General features: G+C 69.1%; 15 protein-coding genes. 8 read left to right on the top strand and 7 right to left on the bottom strand.

From position 1 onward, the window contains the following. Positions 1-455, bottom strand: a 455-nt coding sequence (locus AWQ68_RS41610; protein WP_084464736.1) for an ArsR/SmtB family transcription factor, incomplete at its 3' end; no start/stop codon positions are given. A 127-nt stretch (positions 456-582) separates the two neighbouring features. On the opposite strand from AWQ68_RS41610, the gene AWQ68_RS34755 reads away from it, so the two are divergent. The 6 genes from AWQ68_RS34755 (at position 583) to AWQ68_RS34735 (ending at position 5,566) form a co-directional block, all read left to right on the top strand. Next, positions 583-2,052, top strand: a complete 1,470-nt coding sequence (locus AWQ68_RS34755; RefSeq protein ID WP_174554182.1) for an MFS transporter — start codon at positions 583-585, stop codon at positions 2,050-2,052. 415 nt (positions 2,053-2,467) lie between these two features. Continuing rightward, a complete protein-coding gene (locus AWQ68_RS43085) occupies positions 2,468-2,623 on the top strand; it encodes a hypothetical protein (protein WP_157546193.1) in 156 nt (51 codons plus the stop codon). 247 nt (positions 2,624-2,870) lie between these two features. Then, the gene (locus AWQ68_RS43080; RefSeq protein WP_157546190.1) at positions 2,871-3,059 is read left to right on the top strand and encodes a hypothetical protein; all 189 of its coding nucleotides are present in this window, start codon (positions 2,871-2,873) and stop codon (positions 3,057-3,059) included. Beyond that, positions 3,056-3,223 carry a hypothetical protein gene (locus AWQ68_RS43075; RefSeq protein ID WP_157546187.1) on the top strand — a complete coding sequence of 56 codons (168 nt, stop codon included), beginning with the start codon at positions 3,056-3,058 and terminating at the stop codon, positions 3,221-3,223. Before AWQ68_RS43080 ends, AWQ68_RS43075 begins: the two co-directional genes overlap by 4 nt. 188 nt (positions 3,224-3,411) lie before the next feature. Beyond that, positions 3,412-4,545 (top strand): IS630 family transposase, encoded by a 1,134-nt coding sequence (locus tag AWQ68_RS34740; protein ID WP_174554181.1) that lies wholly within the window; start codon positions 3,412-3,414, stop codon positions 4,543-4,545. 250 nt (positions 4,546-4,795) lie between these two features. Next, positions 4,796-5,566 (top strand): hypothetical protein, encoded by a 771-nt coding sequence (locus tag AWQ68_RS34735; protein ID WP_066949115.1) that lies wholly within the window; start codon positions 4,796-4,798, stop codon positions 5,564-5,566. A gap of 123 nt (positions 5,567-5,689) precedes the next feature. Here the strand turns inward: AWQ68_RS34735 and AWQ68_RS34730 are convergent, their stop codons facing one another. Next, on the bottom strand, positions 5,690-6,340 hold the full coding sequence (locus AWQ68_RS34730; RefSeq protein WP_066949112.1) for an AAA family ATPase: 651 nt from the start codon (positions 6,338-6,340) through the stop codon (positions 5,690-5,692). A gap of 202 nt (positions 6,341-6,542) precedes the next feature. Between AWQ68_RS34730 and AWQ68_RS34725 the strand changes: the two genes are divergently transcribed. Beyond that, entirely contained in the window at positions 6,543-7,913 is a 1,371-nt protein-coding gene (locus AWQ68_RS34725; protein ID WP_066949109.1) for a dihydrolipoyl dehydrogenase family protein, read from the top strand. A 181-nt stretch (positions 7,914-8,094) separates the two neighbouring features. Here AWQ68_RS34725 and AWQ68_RS34720 read toward each other — a convergent pair whose 3' ends face one another. Beyond that, positions 8,095-8,544 carry a cupin domain-containing protein gene (locus tag AWQ68_RS34720; protein WP_066949107.1) on the bottom strand — a complete coding sequence of 150 codons (450 nt, stop codon included), beginning with the start codon at positions 8,542-8,544 and terminating at the stop codon, positions 8,095-8,097. A 116-nt stretch (positions 8,545-8,660) separates the two neighbouring features. Here AWQ68_RS34720 and AWQ68_RS34715 point away from each other — a divergent pair, with 116 nt between their 5' ends. Further along, entirely contained in the window at positions 8,661-8,888 is a 228-nt protein-coding gene (locus tag AWQ68_RS34715) for an alpha/beta fold hydrolase (protein WP_066949104.1), read from the top strand. 98 nt (positions 8,889-8,986) lie between these two features. Here AWQ68_RS34715 and AWQ68_RS34710 read toward each other — a convergent pair whose 3' ends face one another. The 4 genes from AWQ68_RS34710 to AWQ68_RS34695 form a co-directional block, all read right to left on the bottom strand. Continuing rightward, positions 8,987-10,585 carry a DUF7405 family protein gene (locus AWQ68_RS34710; protein ID WP_218007165.1) on the bottom strand — a complete coding sequence of 533 codons (1,599 nt, stop codon included), beginning with the start codon at positions 10,583-10,585 and terminating at the stop codon, positions 8,987-8,989. Between the two features lie 180 nt (positions 10,586-10,765). After that, entirely contained in the window at positions 10,766-11,122 is a 357-nt protein-coding gene (locus tag AWQ68_RS34705) for a UBP-type zinc finger domain-containing protein (protein WP_066949099.1), read from the bottom strand. After that, a complete protein-coding gene (locus AWQ68_RS34700) occupies positions 11,119-12,576 on the bottom strand; it encodes an ATP-binding protein (RefSeq protein ID WP_066949097.1) in 1,458 nt (485 codons plus the stop codon). The genes AWQ68_RS34705 and AWQ68_RS34700 overlap by 4 nt, the downstream gene beginning before the upstream one ends. Beyond that, positions 12,573-14,249 carry an NAD(P)/FAD-dependent oxidoreductase gene (locus AWQ68_RS34695; RefSeq protein ID WP_066949095.1) on the bottom strand — a complete coding sequence of 559 codons (1,677 nt, stop codon included), beginning with the start codon at positions 14,247-14,249 and terminating at the stop codon, positions 12,573-12,575. The genes AWQ68_RS34700 and AWQ68_RS34695 overlap by 4 nt, the downstream gene beginning before the upstream one ends. Positions 14,250-14,414: the final 165 nt, after the last annotated feature.

Below are 14,414 nucleotides of genomic sequence, written 5' to 3'. Positions count from 1 at the left end.
GCGCGGACTTCGATACAGGCCCTAGGAGGTCCGCCGCCCAGACTGGACTGTTCCGTTGTTGCCGGAGGCCGTTCACCAGACACCACAGGTTCCGGAATGGCGAGGGCGGCCGAGCCGGCGCGGTCCCCGCGATCGAGGGCATCGTCGGCGCGAGCGCCGGACAGGATGGCGTCGAGCAGTCCGGGATAGCGCGCGTCCAGATCCTCGCGCCGCAGGACGAGCAGGTTCTCCCGTCCTGAGGGTTGTTGCCAGATGACGCCGCTGTCCCGCAGCACCCGCCAGTGATGGGTCATGGTCGACTTCGCGGTGATCCCCAGTGTGTTTAGGACGCTGGTGCAGTTGTGCTCACCACCGGCGTCGAGTACGCGTACGACGGCCAGCCGCACGCCGTTCCCGAGTGCCGATAGCACGTCTTCGATCCGGATCTGGTTGCGGTCGGGGTGACGAAAGGCCATGGTTCCACTGTACCGCGATTGTCGTACAGTCAGCCTCGTTGTGGCATAGTACGACTGTACGCGTACAGTCGTTCATCTGTGCGGGCTTCCGCATGCCTGCCATCGGCTTCCCCCCGAAGGGCGTTCCATGTCCACACCATCCGTGCTGCGCGGGCAATCCCCCGGTGGCGCCAAGCCACGACTCGGCTGGACCCTGGCACTACTCGCCCTGGCCCAGCTCATCTACGCGCTGGACCTCAACATCGTGTTCGTCGCGCTCCCACAGATTGGCACCGACCTGGGCTTTCCCGGCCAGACCCAGCAGCTCGTGGTCAGCGCCTACGTCGTCTTCGCCGGCGGCTTCCTGCTGTTCGGCGGCAGGGCGGCCGACCTGCTCGGACGCCGCCGCATCTTCGTACTCGCCCTGGCCCTGTACGCCGTCTCCTCGCTGGCGGGCGGACTGGCCACCGGCCCTGTCGTCATCATCATCGCCCGCGCCATCCAGGGCATCGGCGGGGCGCTGCTCCTGCCCTCCACACTGGCGCTGCTCAACAGCCTGTTCGCCGAAGGCCCGCAACGTAACCGCGCGCTGGCAGTCTGGGGCGGCGCCGGCGCTAGCGGGCTGACCATCGGCGCACTGCTCGGCGGCCTGCTCACCCAGAACTTCGGCTGGCCCGCCGTCTTCTTCGTCAACGTCCCCCTGGCCGGGCTGGTCGCGCTCGCCGCCCTTGCCGTCATCCCGCGCGACCCGGCCAGACGGGAACGGCGCAGATTCGACATACCAGGGGCGCTGAGCGTCACCGCCGGATCGACCCTGTTGGTCTTCGCCCTGGTCGAGGGACCCGAACTGGGCTGGGGCAGCCTCCCGGTGATCGCCGCCTTCCTGTTGGCCGCCGTGCTATTGGTGATTTTCGCGCTGGTCGAGGCCCGCAGCGCCGACCCGCTCATGCCCTTCCGGCTCTTCCGCAACCGCAGCCTGACCGTCGGCATGCTGGTGACCTTCATCTACATGGCCAGCTTCGGCGTCCTGCCGTATTTCCTCACCGTGCTGCTGCAGAGCGTCCACGGCTACAGCGCCCTGCAGACCGGGCTGGCCTTCCTCATCCCCTCATTGGCCATCGCCGTCGGCACTCAGAGCGGCGAACGCCTGGCCACCCGGATCGGCACCCGTGCCACGCTGCTGATCGGCTTCGCCGTCGGCGTGGCCGGCACCGCCGTCCTCGCCCTCGGTTTCGACGCCGAGGCCGGGTACGGCCTGCTGGTGCCCGGCCTCATCATCTCTGGCCTCGGTCAGGGCATCGTCTGGACCGCCATGTGGATCGCCGCCGCCACCGGCACCGCCACCGACAAGCAGGGCGTGGCCAACGGCATCGCCTCCACCGCGCTCAACCTCGGTAACGCCATCGGCCTGGCCGTCTTCACCGTCATCGCCGACATCGGCACCGAAGGCAGAACCGGCCAGGCCCTTCGTGCCGCCACGGCCGACGGCGAGTTCGTCGTCGTCCTGCTCACTGCGGCCGCGATGGTGGCCGGCCTCCTGATCACACTCATCTTGTCACCCCCGAGCCGCGAGGCCCTCGCCACCGCACAACGAGACAAGTCCCACGCGGCCGGCTGACCGCACAAGCACGGCGTACGACGGCAACAGCGGGGGCACCTGGCATGACCGCAGGTGCCCCGGCTGCCTCTTCAGAACCCAACGTGGCGATCGACGCGCTCGGCCCCAGGCGCCCGGAAGGCCATGCCGGCATAGGCCAATGGCCTGAACTCCTGAACTGCGGGCGATGACGGACTTCTTCGTCGAGTTCGAGGAACGCGACGAGGACTACGCCGGGCAACCCGTGCCCGACGCAGCACGCTGAACCACTGCATTCTCGACTGGGAAACGATCACGACCGCCATGGGAAGCGATCTTCGTCAGGGCGTCATCGTCACTGCTGAACCACACTCGTGAACGCCCCAAGGGGCAGGACATCCTCCACGTCGCCCACGCCCTGAACTTCCTCAAGCCCGGCGGCCGACTCGTCGCCGTCATGAGCCTTGGCGTCACCTTCCACAAAGCCCGTCCGGCCGTCGAGTTCCGGCAGCTCGTCCAGGAACGCGGTGGCGACATGCACGCGCTGCCGGCCGATGCCTTCGCCCCGGCCGGGCTGTCGATCCGCACAGTCATCGTCGTCATCCCCTGCTGACCAACCCGCCAGCCGTACCGCTTGCGGTACGGCTGGCATACCCCTCGAAGGAGAGCGGATGGTCGCCGTTGACCTGCCCGCCTAGACCTGGCAAACCGTCCTCGAAATCCTCCACGGTCACGCCGCCGAGGTCGAGACACGCCGCATCCATGACGCGATCGCCGAGCAGGTCGGCCCCGGAGACATCCCCCTGGCCGACCTCATCACACAGGCCGGTCTGCCCGGCGACAGGCCGATCAGGGACGCCATGCCCGACCTGCCTCCCGCGATCGTGATGGCCCTCGCGCGCGCGGACATCCATGACCTGGCGGGCCTGGCCGCCTGCACCGACGAGTACGTGCTCCGCGACGTCAGGTGCATGGGCCGTCTGCGGCTGGCCCAACTGAAGACGCACCTCGTCCGGATCGGCAAGCCCGGAAGGAGACCCCTCTCATGACGGAACACCTGGCGGACTGCTGGGCTGAGGAATGCGACGACTGCGGCGCCGCCCCCGGCCAGCGCTGCGCGCCGGACTGCTTCTCCTACCAGCTCGAGACGCACACGTCCTCCGGCGTCGAGACACCCTTCGGTGTCATCTCCGACGCCGACCCGGGACTGTGACGATGGCCCGCAACAGCATCAGCAGACTCGCTGCCTGCGAGCGACTCGCCCAGCGCAGCTAGTCCGAGCACGAGCAAGCCGGAGCCCGACCAGCGCTAGTGCCGCATCAGCTTGGGTTTGCCCCGTTTCATGGCGACACGCCGATCAAGGTCCCACCGCGATCGGCGTGATCGCCTCACACTCTGCTCGTGGCTGAGCGGGTTCGCGTACGCGAGATCGATGACGATGAAGGGAACCGGCTGCTGCGCATCGTACGGCGCGGCACGGGATCGGTGGTGACCTGGCGACGCGCGCAGATGGTGCTGCTATCGGCCCAGGGCATGAGCATCGGTCGGATCGCCAAGGTGGCGTTCACCAGCGAAGACCGGGTCCGGGATGTGATCCACAACTTCAACGCCGACGGGTTCGACTCCCTGTACCCCAAGTACAAGGGCGGTCGCGCTCCGCTGTTCACGCTGCCGCAACGCCGTGAGATCAAGAAGATCGCCAAGTCCAAGCCCGCCGAGCACGGGCTTCCGTTCTCCCGGTGGAGCCTGACCAAGCTGGCCGACTTCCTGGTCGCCGAGGGGGTGGTCGAGGACATCAGCCATGAGGGCCTGCGCGAGCTTCTACGTGCGGAAAGTGTCTCCTTTCAAGCCGTGAAGACCTGGAAGGGCTCCCGCGACCCGGACTACGCGGCCAAGAAGGCCCGCATCGAGCACCTGCACGCCATCTCCGACGGCGAGGTCGTCCCCGACCCCGGCGAACCCGCTGTGATCTTCTGCATGGACGAGTTCGGGCCGCTCAACCTGCAACCCCGGCCCGGCAGGCGGTGGACCGACGTCGGCGGCAAGGGCAAGGACCCCAACCGGGAACCCCGGCCGCGGATGCGCGCCACCTACACCCGCACCCAGGGGGTGCGGCACCTGTTCGCCGCCCTGGACCTGAGCAAAGACCGAATGTACGGGCACATCAAGAAGCGCAAACGGCGCGGCGAGTTCCTGGAGTTCTGCCGCTACCTGCGCAGCCTTCACCCGGCCGAGGTTCGCATCGCGATCGTGTGTGACAACTTCAGCCCGCACCTGACCACGAAGAAGGACAAGCGAGTCGGCCAGTGGGCGGAGGCGAACAACGTCGAGATCGCCTACGCGCCCACCAACTCCTCCTACCTGAACCGGATCGAGGCGCAGTTCACCGCGTTGCGCGAGTTCACCCTCAACGGCACCGACCACGCCGACCACCGGGAGCAGGCCAGCATGATCCGCCGCTACATCGCCTGGCGAAACCGCAACACCGACAATCCCCGCCTACGACGCATCGTAAAGAGGGCAAACGTGGCCTGACGCGGCACTAGACACCGTAGCGGTTGGCGCACCCGTTGAAGATCAGAGCACAAACGCTCGATCGGCCGCGGACGTGGTAGCGGCACCACGCCAGGCTGGCAAGATCTTGAGCTCTGCTGCGAAGCCCGCAGATCGAACGAGTCCGAAATCGTCGGTGCGGCGGCGTAGGCTCCATCTCACTGGCCGACGTGCCGGCCCGCTTCCGACGAACCCGGTCCGGAATGACGGGCCCGACCTATATCGTCCCGGCATGAAGTCTGCTTCTGCGAACATTTCGGGCCCGTGGCTGGAACAGTTGACCGGCGCCTTTGAGATTCTGCTCGGCCGTCCGCTGGCGAGTTTCGACGCCGACGCCGTCTATGCGACGTTCTTCGGCGGCAACCTCATCAACGAGCTCGGCTTCGCGCGGGACACCGCCTGGGTGAACCCGGCCGCCCTCCGCGGCGCCGAGCCGGTCGTCTGGGACTGCCCGATCTTCGACCTGGACGAGCCGCTGCTGGAATTCGACGCGAGCCGGTCGGTCTTCGAGTTCGACAAGGCCGGGCTGCCGCCGGAGTTCGAGGCGGATCTCGCGGCGGCGTGCTTCGCGGGCCGGCGCGTCCTGGGCGGTGACCTGGCTCCCCTGCTGGCGCGGTACGACCTCGCCGCGTCCGATCTGCGCGACACCTGGACCGTCTGCCACCCGCGGCTGGTCTCGGACGGCACGCTCTTCGACGCGATGCGGGTCGCCACCGCGCTCGGCACGGGCCCCGAAAGCCTCCTTCCCCTCGAGGCCGAGGCGGCCGAGGAGTGGCAGGAGGCGCTGGCCGACCTCACGCCGCCCGAGCTGTTCGCCCACCTGAGCTTCTTCTGCACCGAAGGCGAGGAGGGGCTGATGTACCTGCGAACCGAGCGGTCGGGCGGCGCCCTGCTCGCCGACGCGGGCTGCACGCTGATCGCCAACTGGGAGGAGGGCCAGAGCCAGGTCGAGTTCGCGGTCGTCCAGGTCGGCGAGCTCTTGGCAGGGCCGCGCCTGTCCTGAAGAACACACGGCGAGCCGGGAGCGGCAGACCCGTCAGGGCCGGACGGAAGACGGCGCGAGACCACCTGCCGTCGACGCCGCGGCGGGCGCGATCCAAGCCTGGCCGCCCTGTCGGCAGGTCGGTCAGTGTCCAAGACCGGAGAGCATCGACTCTGTCAGGTCTGCCTCCGGCGGCCCGTTTCCGCCGTATTCCGGTGGCACCCCCACATAGACGACCGCGAGTCCGCCCACGTCGAAGGAGCTGGGTTCGCCGGTACGGCAGGCGGCCACCATGCCCACGGGCAGGCCATTCAGGCGTCTGGCCACCATGCCCAGCACCAGCGCGCTTGCCCGGTCGAGCCACGGCAGGTCATCGATCACGAGTAACAGCGGCCGTTCTTCTGCCGTCGTCCGAAGGAGCGCGAGGACTGCGCCGGCGACCAGCCGTGGCGCGGGCGGGGCGCCATCGCCCCGCCCGAGCGCCACGTTCAGGGCCCCGGCCAGCAGCGGGCTCAGCCGGAGCAGCTCACCGAGGCACGGGTGCAGGAGTTGGTGCAGGGTGGCGTAGGAGATGTCGGCCTCGAACTGCGAACCGGCCGCCCGAAACACCCGCGCCCCCGCACCGGACGCGAGGGAGATGGCCTGCTCCAGCAGGGACGTCTTGCCGACGCCCGGCTCGCCTGTCAGAAGCAGCGCCTCCCCCGCGCCGCCGGCGAGCCGGCCGATCGCCGTAGTCAGCCGGTGAATTTCCGGTTCGCGGCCGATCAGGGCGTGGTGTGCGTCGAACCGCTCCATCCCCCGACCTGCCCCACGGCGATCAGGTCCGTGACGAGGTGCGCCGTGCGCGACACCGAGGAACGTCACGGGCCCTCCGAAGCTAGAGCGCCCAGGCACCACTGGTCACACTGGTACGCCGCCTGTATGGTGGCCCGCCGGGCCGGGCGTACTCCCGAGGAGGCGGAACGGCAGGCGGCCGATCACACGGAGGGGAATTTCGATGTCCAGCCACTATGACGTGATCGTCCTGGGCGGCGGTTCGCCGGGCGAGCACTGCGCGGGCGAACTGGCCGACGGTGGGCTGCGCGTCGCCGTGGTCGAGCCCGAACTTGTGGGCGGTGAGTGCTCCTATTGGGCGTGTATCCCCTCCAAGACGCTGCTGCGCCCCGGCGAGGCGGTGCGCGGTGCCCGCGAGGCCGCCGCCACCGCCGAGGTCGACGTGGCGGGGGCGCTGGCCTGGCGTGACTTCATGGTCTCCGGGTACTCGGACGCCGGGCAGGAGAAGTGGCTGGCAGGCAAGGGCATCGCGTTGCTGCGCGGCCACGGCCGGCTGGCCGGTCCTGGTGCCGTCGAGGTCGGCGGCGCCCGCTACACCGCCGACCACGTCGTGGTGGCCACCGGCTCGGCTCCCGCCAAGCCGCCGATCGCGGGCCTGGCCGGGCTGGAAGGGGTGTGGACCAACCGCGAGGCGACCGCCATGACAGCCGTACCGCGCCGGCTGGTCGTGCTCGGCGGCGGGCCGGTCGGACTGGAGATGGCCCAGGCCGTACGGCGGCTGGGCGGCGAGGTCGTCCTGGTCCACTCGGGCGACCGGCTGCTCGCGCGGGAGCCCGCGCCGCTCGGGGCCGCGCTCGGAGAGGTGCTGCGCCGTGAGGGCGTGGAGCTCGTCCTCGACGCGCGGGCGGCGGCGGCGCGGCGCGACGGAGAGGACTACGTGCTGGTCCTGGCGGACGGCCGCGAGCTACGCGGCGACCGGCTGCTCGTCGCCACCGGACGCAGCCCGCGCACCACCGGGATCGGACTGGAGACGGTCGGCGTCCAGGCCGGGCCGCGCGGCATCCCCGTGGATGAGTACCTGCGGGCCGGCGAGCGGTTGTGGGCGGTCGGGGACGTCACCGGGTTGTGGATGCTGACCCACGTCGGCAAATACCAGGGCAGGGTCGTCGCCGACAACATCCTGGGCCGCCCGCGCAAGGCTGACTACGCGGCCGTTCCCCGCGTGGTCTTCACCGACCCGCAGGCCGCCGCGGTCGGCGCCACCGAGGCCGCTTTCAGCGCGACGGTGCCGGTGTCGGAGGTGGCCAAGACCGCCACCTACACCCGCGCCTACGCCGAGTCCACCGGCTTCCTCACCCTGCTCAGCGACGGCGAGCGGCTGACGGGAGCGTACGCGCTCGGCCCGGAGGCCGGGGAGTGGCTCCAGCAGGCCACGCTCGCCATCCGGGCCGGTGTCCCGCTGGAGCTGCTGCGCGACACCATCCAGCCCTTCCCCACCTTCTCCGAGATCTACGTCGCCGCGCTGAAGGCTCTCCACAACGAGGTCTCCACCGGCCAGCACATGGTCACCGCCCCACGTGCAGGAACGGAGTGACCGACGAGCACCATCGGCACACCCGACCGCCGTCGATTCCTGGCCTTCAGCGCCGCCGTCGCGGCGTCGCGGGGTTGGGGCTGCCCGGCCGGGCGCAGGCGAGCGCCTCCCCTGGGCGGAGGCGAGGTTCTTCGGGCTCGATCACCTAGACCGCTACCTCCGGACTACTGGACATAACGGCCTATTGTGGGGCGATGTACTCGATCGCGGCACGCTCGATGTAGGCGTCAGGCTCCGGGAGATTGACAACCACCGGGTCCACGCCGGAGCGCACCACAGCCCAGACCGTCTCGACTTCGGTGGAGGCGTTGATCTCCTGGTGAACGACGTAGGAGGGGATGAACACGAAATCTCCGGGGCCCGCTTCGGCTACGTGCTCCAGCCGGTCTCCCCACCGGAACCGGGACGTACCGCTGATGACGTAGAGGACGGTCTCCTGGTCCCCGTGATGGTGGGCTCCAGTTACCGCGCCGGGCTTGACGGTGCTCAGGAATGCCGACAGATGGGCCGCGTCCGGGTTGCGGGCGTCGAAAGCGACGTCGCGGATGAGCCCGGGTGTCTGGGCCGTATCGCCGTCGAGAGCGTCGCGGTGCGCGATCCTGATCTGCCTGCCGGCGGAGATATCACTCATGACCGTGGTACTCCAGCGTCGAAGGTGCTGTCCGTTCTCGCCACTGCCCGCCAGGGCTGACCTCCAACCGTGAAACGGAGCAGCCACGCGACAGGCGCAAGCGGGGCGGAAGCGCGATGACGCTGGGCGCCGTGGCCGAAACGCACAAGCGCGCCGGAGCACGCCGCGCCCATGACTTCATCTGCGGGCCCGCTTGGGAGCGTCTCCTGCACGAGGGCATCGCCGGCCCCCGGTTCGTCCTCCTCGAAGACAGCGGCCATCTGGGGCACATCGAACAGCCCGACACCTTCGCCTCCGCCATCACCGAATTCACGCGCGACGCCACTCATGCGGCCGGGAGCTGAGGAAGAAGGGCCACCTGCGCGTGAGCCCCCGAGGAATCCCATGTCGGAGCGTGGGGCGCCAAGGCGCGGGTGGACGTCCCGACGCGGGGACCGTCTGGTCAGGCGAGGAACTCGGCGAGCGGGAAGGAACGGTGGGAGCGCGGCGGAATCAGGAAATTCTGCCGGTGCGTCGTGTGCACAACAGAATTCAAGCCGGCGCCCGAGGAGCGCGGCGAGAAGGGGGCGCGCCTGCCGTCGGGAAACTCGCCGTCCATGGCAAGCCGCACGCGGTTGAAGGTCTCGGTGGTCGGAGCGAAGAGCAGGAAATGCAATCCGGCCGCCTTCTGATCACTGAAATGGTCGCCGGCGGGATCCGAGGTGTAGTGGAACGGATTGTCCAGTGTGGCGAAGTCCCCGCGATTCGTGATGGCCGTATTGACGGGATAGACGTGACCGTAGTTGCTGGTCGTTTGCTCCTGCAGGCGGTTCACCGGCTGCATGCTTCCATTATGCCCGTACGCGTGATGTTTCTGCACGCCGCTCAGGACGTCGGCCTCATTTTGCTCCGGCGGGTCCGCTGTCACTGTTCCAGGCGCGAGGGAAACCCCCGGGCGAAACATCGCGTGGGCACGATCGTCAAAGGTCGGAAACGTTTTGGAGTACCACGCGACGATGTCCTGGAACAGATGCGAGAGGGGCATGATCGTCCCGTGCTTGAAGTATCCGTTGGGCCATTGGTCGGTCCAACCGGGCAGCGTCTCGAAGTTGGAGACAGGGACGGAGCTCTCCGCGTCACGGATCGTGGTTGTGAACCCGAGGAAGATTGGTGAATGCTGGGGGATCAGACTCGCACCGGGAATGCCTGCCGCGAGCGCCAGCTTGCTCGCCAGCCCCTGCCCACCGGTGTGGGCGCCGCCGGTGAAGCCGCGGCGAATGCTGGTCACCTTGAACAGGCTGCCCGCTTGCTTGTTTCCCGTCCCGAAAATGGCGTTCGTGGCGGTCATGATGTTGTCAAGCGAATCGCTGCGCAGCAGCACGGCCACATCGTTCTGTTCCAGGCGAACCGGCCCGAACCCGGGAGGCGGCTCGTCGCTCGGGAATGTTCTGGACTCCTGCAGCGCATAGACGGTGCGGCCACGCTGCTTGGAGGTCATCACGTCGACCGGCAAATAGCCCGGGTACGATGTTCCGGCGTGGAAATAGCTCGAACTCTTTTCGAGTCTGGGGATGTAATGCTCGAAATAAGGGAGTCCCCAGGCGACCACGACACCCACCCCGCTCGGCGGGGGCGGAAACTGCTGTTCCAGGCGTTGGATCACGCTTTCCAGGTGCCGCTGCGCCTCCTGCAGAGAATTCGCCCCCGCCGGAACATTCAGCTTCGCTGTGACGATATGGTTGTGGAACGGCGGGATCAGGACGGGGATCTTACCCTTGTTGCTCGCGACCCCGAAGCCGTCGTCCATGATGTGCCGCGGGTGCGGAATGGCATATTGCTCCGGAGGCAAGGGCTGTCGAGCCGTCCCGACCGGCGGCCGTTCGATCGGCCCGACCAGCGCGTCGACCAATTCGTAGATTCCCGCGGAAGCCAAGGCCGCCGCGAATGTTCCCCCTTTGAGTACGCTCCGCCTGCTCAGTGTTTTATGATTCTCCACGCCATACGACGGTGTTCCATGGCTGTCTGTCATATCGGCGTCGTGCCACGCCATCAGGCTGATCAAACGCTTCGTTATGCCATTATTTGACGTGGGCGTCCGGCGTCTCGGAGTCGGATCGGCCGACGGCGTACGGCTTCCCGACCGCGGGTGTACGCGCGCCGACATCCGCTCCGTCGAACTCTCGTGCACCTTCGCGCTTCCACCCGTCTCCCCCGGCACCGCGGGCCGGGCGCAGTGACTCGGTCACCCGCCACCCAGGCGTTCGCCCCAGTCGGCGGGTACCCGCCCGGCGGGCCCGGGGACGGGCTGGTCGACGGGGCGGCTCTCCGGCGGCGCCAGCGCGGGCCCGGACTTGTAGAACTTCGAGGTGGTGTAGTCCCAGAACCACTCCTCACCCGGCTCGAAACTGCGGATCACCGGGTGTCCCGTCTCCTTGGCGTGCGCCGTGGCGTGCTTGGACGGCGAGTCGTCGCAGCAGCCGATGTGGCCGCAGAGGGCGCAACGTCGCAAATGCACCCACCATCCGCCGGCCGCGTCGCACTCGACGCAGCCGGTGCCGCTCGGCGGAACGGCGGGGTCGATCGCCTGCTCAATACTCATGGCAACTCCTCGGGGGTGGTGAGGTCGGCGGGGAACAGCGGGAGGCGGACCTGGAAACGGGTGTCAGAGGGCACGGACTCGACCCGCAGGTCGCCGCCGTGCCGGTCGACGACGATGCGCCAGGAGATGTCCAGGCCCAGCCCGGTGCCCTCGCCCACGGGTTTGGTCGTGAAGAAAGGGTCGAAGATGCGGTCGCGGATGTCGGGAGGCACACCGGGGCCGGTGTCGCCGATCTCGACCAGCAGGCGGTCGCCGTCCCGTGCGGTGCGTACGGTCAGTGTGCCGTCGGCGTCCGTGCCGCCCATGGCGGAGAGCGCGTTGTCGACGAGGTTGGTCCACACCTGGTTGAGCTCGCCGGGGCACGCCGGGATCTCGGGCAGCGTGCGGTCGTAGTCCTTGACGACACTGACATGCGCCCCGATCTTCTGCGAGAGCATGACCAGCGTGCTGTCGAGCAGGTCGTGTACGTCGGTGTGCCGGTATGGCGCGCGGTCGAGTTGCGCGTAGTGCTTCGCCGCGTCGACCAGGGTGGAGATGCGGGTGGTCGAGTCCTCGATCTCGTCGAGGAGGAGTTCGGTCTCGACGGTGCAGTTCAGCCAGCGCACGGCCGCGTCGAGCACGCCCGGGGGCACGGCCGCGGCGATCCGGTCCAGCCAGGCGGTATCGAGACCGGCCTGAACGAACGTCGGCGCCAGCTGCCATCCGTCGGCGATGCCGTGTTCGTCCAGCCAGTCTGTCAGGACGTCCTCCCGGTCCGAGGCCTCCAGCGGGCTGAGGGCGGGGGCCCGCGCCGCGAGTTCGGCGGTGTCTTCCTGAATCTTGGTCAGCGCGTCGACGCTGTCCCGCCGGATCGGGTCGGCCGCGATGTCGCCGAGCCCGTGGCGCATCCCGGCCACCCGCTCCCGGAGTTCGGCGGTGGCCCGCACCGCGGCTGCGGCCGGATTGTTGAGCTCGTGCGTGAGCCCGGCCGTCAGCGATCCGAGGGCCAGCAGGCGCTCGCGCTGCCCGATCGCCTGCTGGGTGTTCTTGGTCCCGAAGAACAACCCCTCCAGCAGATGGACGGCCATGGGGAACCAGTCGCGCATGATCTCCGCGAACGTCTCCGCGGGCAGGACGAAGAACCGGGAGGGCTCGGTGACCCGCATCGAGTTGTTGTAGACCTGTGGCACCTGGTCGCCCAGGTAGGCCTGGAAGGCCCCGGCGTACACGCCGCGCATGGAGGTGCGGTTGACGTCCACGTCTTGGCCGCCGACGCGGCGTGAGAGCACCACCGTGCCCTCGAAGAGGACGTACAGGTACGCGGCCGGGTCGCCCTCCCGGTAGACCGTACCCGGGTCGAACCACTCCGCCCGGCCGTCCCGGCACAGCCGGGCGAGCTGGTCGTCGGAGAGCTTCTCGAAAAGGAACAGGGAGCGCAGCTCTTCCTCGTCGCACCGCGTACCGGGTCGGGTCATGACTGCTCCAGATAGCGGTGCACGAGCATGACGGCCATGGCCCCTTCGCCCACCGCGGAGGCGACGCGTTTGGCGGACTCGGCCCGCACGTCGCCCGCCGCGAACACGCCCGGCACGCTGGTCTCCAGGTGGTATGGCGGCCGGTCCAGCGTCCATCCCGCGGGCGGGCGCCCGTCCGGCGACAGGTCGGGGCCGGTCAGGACGAACCCGTGCGGGTCCCTGAGCACCGTGCCGTCCAGCCAGTCGGTCAACGGCGCGGCCCCGATGAACACGAACATCCACTGGGTCTCCACGGTCTCGGTCTCTCCGCTCACCGTGTTGCGCAGCGTCAGCTTCTCCAGATGATCCGTACCGTGGACGGCCTCCACGACGGTGTCGGTGCGCACCGAGATCACCGGGGACTCCATGACCCGCTGGAGAAGGTAGTGCGACATCGAGGCGGCCGGCGACGACCCGCGCACCACCAAGGTGACGGACTTGGCACCCCGGGCAAGGAACATCGCGGCCTGGCCGGCCGAGTTCGCCCCGCCGACGATGTACACGTCCTGCCCCTGGCACGCGGGAGCCTCGGTCAGGGCTGATCCGTAGTACACCCCGCGCCCGGTCAACTCGGTGGCGCCCGGCACGTCCAACTGCCGGTACGACACGCCCGTCGCCAGGATCACGCAGTGCGCGGAGACCTCGGAACCGTCCGAGAACCGGAGTGTGCGTGCCGCGCCCCGCACCTCCAGCCCGGTGACCTGACGCGCCGTCAGCAGCTCGGCCCCGAACTTCGCCGCCTGACGCCGCGCCCGGTCGGTGAGCTGTGCCCCGGAGACCCCGTCCGGGAAACCGAGGTAGTTCTCGATGCGCGAGCTCTGACCTGCCTGGCCGCCGGTCGCCTCGCGCTCGACCAGGACCGTCCGCAGCCCTTCGGAGGCTCCGTACACGGCCGCGCCCAGGCCGGCCGGTCCGCCGCCGACGACGACGAGGTCGTAGAAGTCGGCCGCCGGAGTCGTCGACAGCCCCACCCGGCCCGCCAGTTCACGCTCCTCGGGCTCCACGAGCGCGACGCCGTCCGGGGTGACCACCAGCGGCAGCCGAAGCCCGTCCTGACCCGCGGCGTGGAGCAGGCGCCGGCCTTCCGGTTCGTCGGACGAGTACCAGCGGTAGGGAACCTGGTTGCGGGCCAGGAACTCCCGGATCTGGGAGGAGCGTGCCGACCAGCGGTGACCGACCACTTTGGTGGTGGGCGTCTCCTTGCCGTCGGTGGCCCGCCAGGACTCCAGCAGGTCGTCCACCACCGGATAGAGCTTCTCCTCCGGCGGGGCCCACGGCTTGAGCAGGTAGTGGTCGAGGTCGACGATGTTGATGGCGTCGATCGCGGCGCCGGTGTCGGCGTACGCGGTGAGCAGCACGCGCCGGGCGCCGGGGAACAGGTCGAGGGCCTGCTCCAGGAACTCGACGCCGTTCATCCGCGGCATGCGGTAGTCGGCCAGGAGCACCGCGACATGGCTGCCCCGCAATTTCAGCTCGCGCAGAGCCTCCAGCGCCGACTCACCGGACTCGGCGCGGACCACGCGGTACCGGTCGCCGTAGCGGCGGCGCAGGTCACGGGCGACGGCGCGGGACACCGCCGGGTCGTCGTCCACGGTCAGGATGACCGTACGCGCTGCGTCGACGGCCTCCGCCATGTTTCACCTCCGGGACTTGTCAGCTCACGGCACGGCCCGCGCCGCGGACCACGTGACCGACCTCGTTCGGTTGGTGGAGCGCGACAGCGGCGCTGTCGACTCCGACGGCGGTCGTACCCACCCACTTCCGCCGGGCACCAGGATCCACTCCCTCGGCCCCTCCCG

This window comes from Microtetraspora fusca (genome assembly GCF_001570365.1).
GTDB classification, from domain to species: Bacteria; Actinomycetota; Actinomycetes; order Streptosporangiales; family Streptosporangiaceae; genus Microtetraspora; species Microtetraspora fusca.
Note: the sequence above shows the minus strand (reverse complement) of the source record. Positions and strands in the feature narration are given on the sequence as shown.

Coding starts and splice junctions, on each gene's coding strand:
- AWQ68_RS34755 (WP_174554182.1), top strand. CDS start 583: ATGTCCACACCATCCGTGCTGCGCGGGCAATCCCCCGGTGGCGCCAAG.
- AWQ68_RS43085 (WP_157546193.1), top strand. CDS start 2,468: ATGAGCCTTGGCGTCACCTTCCACAAAGCCCGTCCGGCCGTCGAGTTC.
- AWQ68_RS43080 (WP_157546190.1), top strand. CDS start 2,871: ATGCCCGACCTGCCTCCCGCGATCGTGATGGCCCTCGCGCGCGCGGAC.
- AWQ68_RS43075 (WP_157546187.1), top strand. CDS start 3,056: ATGACGGAACACCTGGCGGACTGCTGGGCTGAGGAATGCGACGACTGC.
- AWQ68_RS34735 (WP_066949115.1), top strand. CDS start 4,796: ATGAAGTCTGCTTCTGCGAACATTTCGGGCCCGTGGCTGGAACAGTTG.
- AWQ68_RS34730 (WP_066949112.1), bottom strand. CDS start 6,340: ATGGAGCGGTTCGACGCACACCACGCCCTGATCGGCCGCGAACCGGAA.
- AWQ68_RS34725 (WP_066949109.1), top strand. CDS start 6,543: ATGTCCAGCCACTATGACGTGATCGTCCTGGGCGGCGGTTCGCCGGGC.
- AWQ68_RS34720 (WP_066949107.1), bottom strand. CDS start 8,544: ATGAGTGATATCTCCGCCGGCAGGCAGATCAGGATCGCGCACCGCGAC.
- AWQ68_RS34715 (WP_066949104.1), top strand. CDS start 8,661: ATGACGCTGGGCGCCGTGGCCGAAACGCACAAGCGCGCCGGAGCACGC.
- AWQ68_RS34705 (WP_066949099.1), bottom strand. CDS start 11,122: ATGAGTATTGAGCAGGCGATCGACCCCGCCGTTCCGCCGAGCGGCACC.
- AWQ68_RS34700 (WP_066949097.1), bottom strand. CDS start 12,576: ATGACCCGACCCGGTACGCGGTGCGACGAGGAAGAGCTGCGCTCCCTG.
- AWQ68_RS34695 (WP_066949095.1), bottom strand. CDS start 14,249: ATGGCGGAGGCCGTCGACGCAGCGCGTACGGTCATCCTGACCGTGGAC.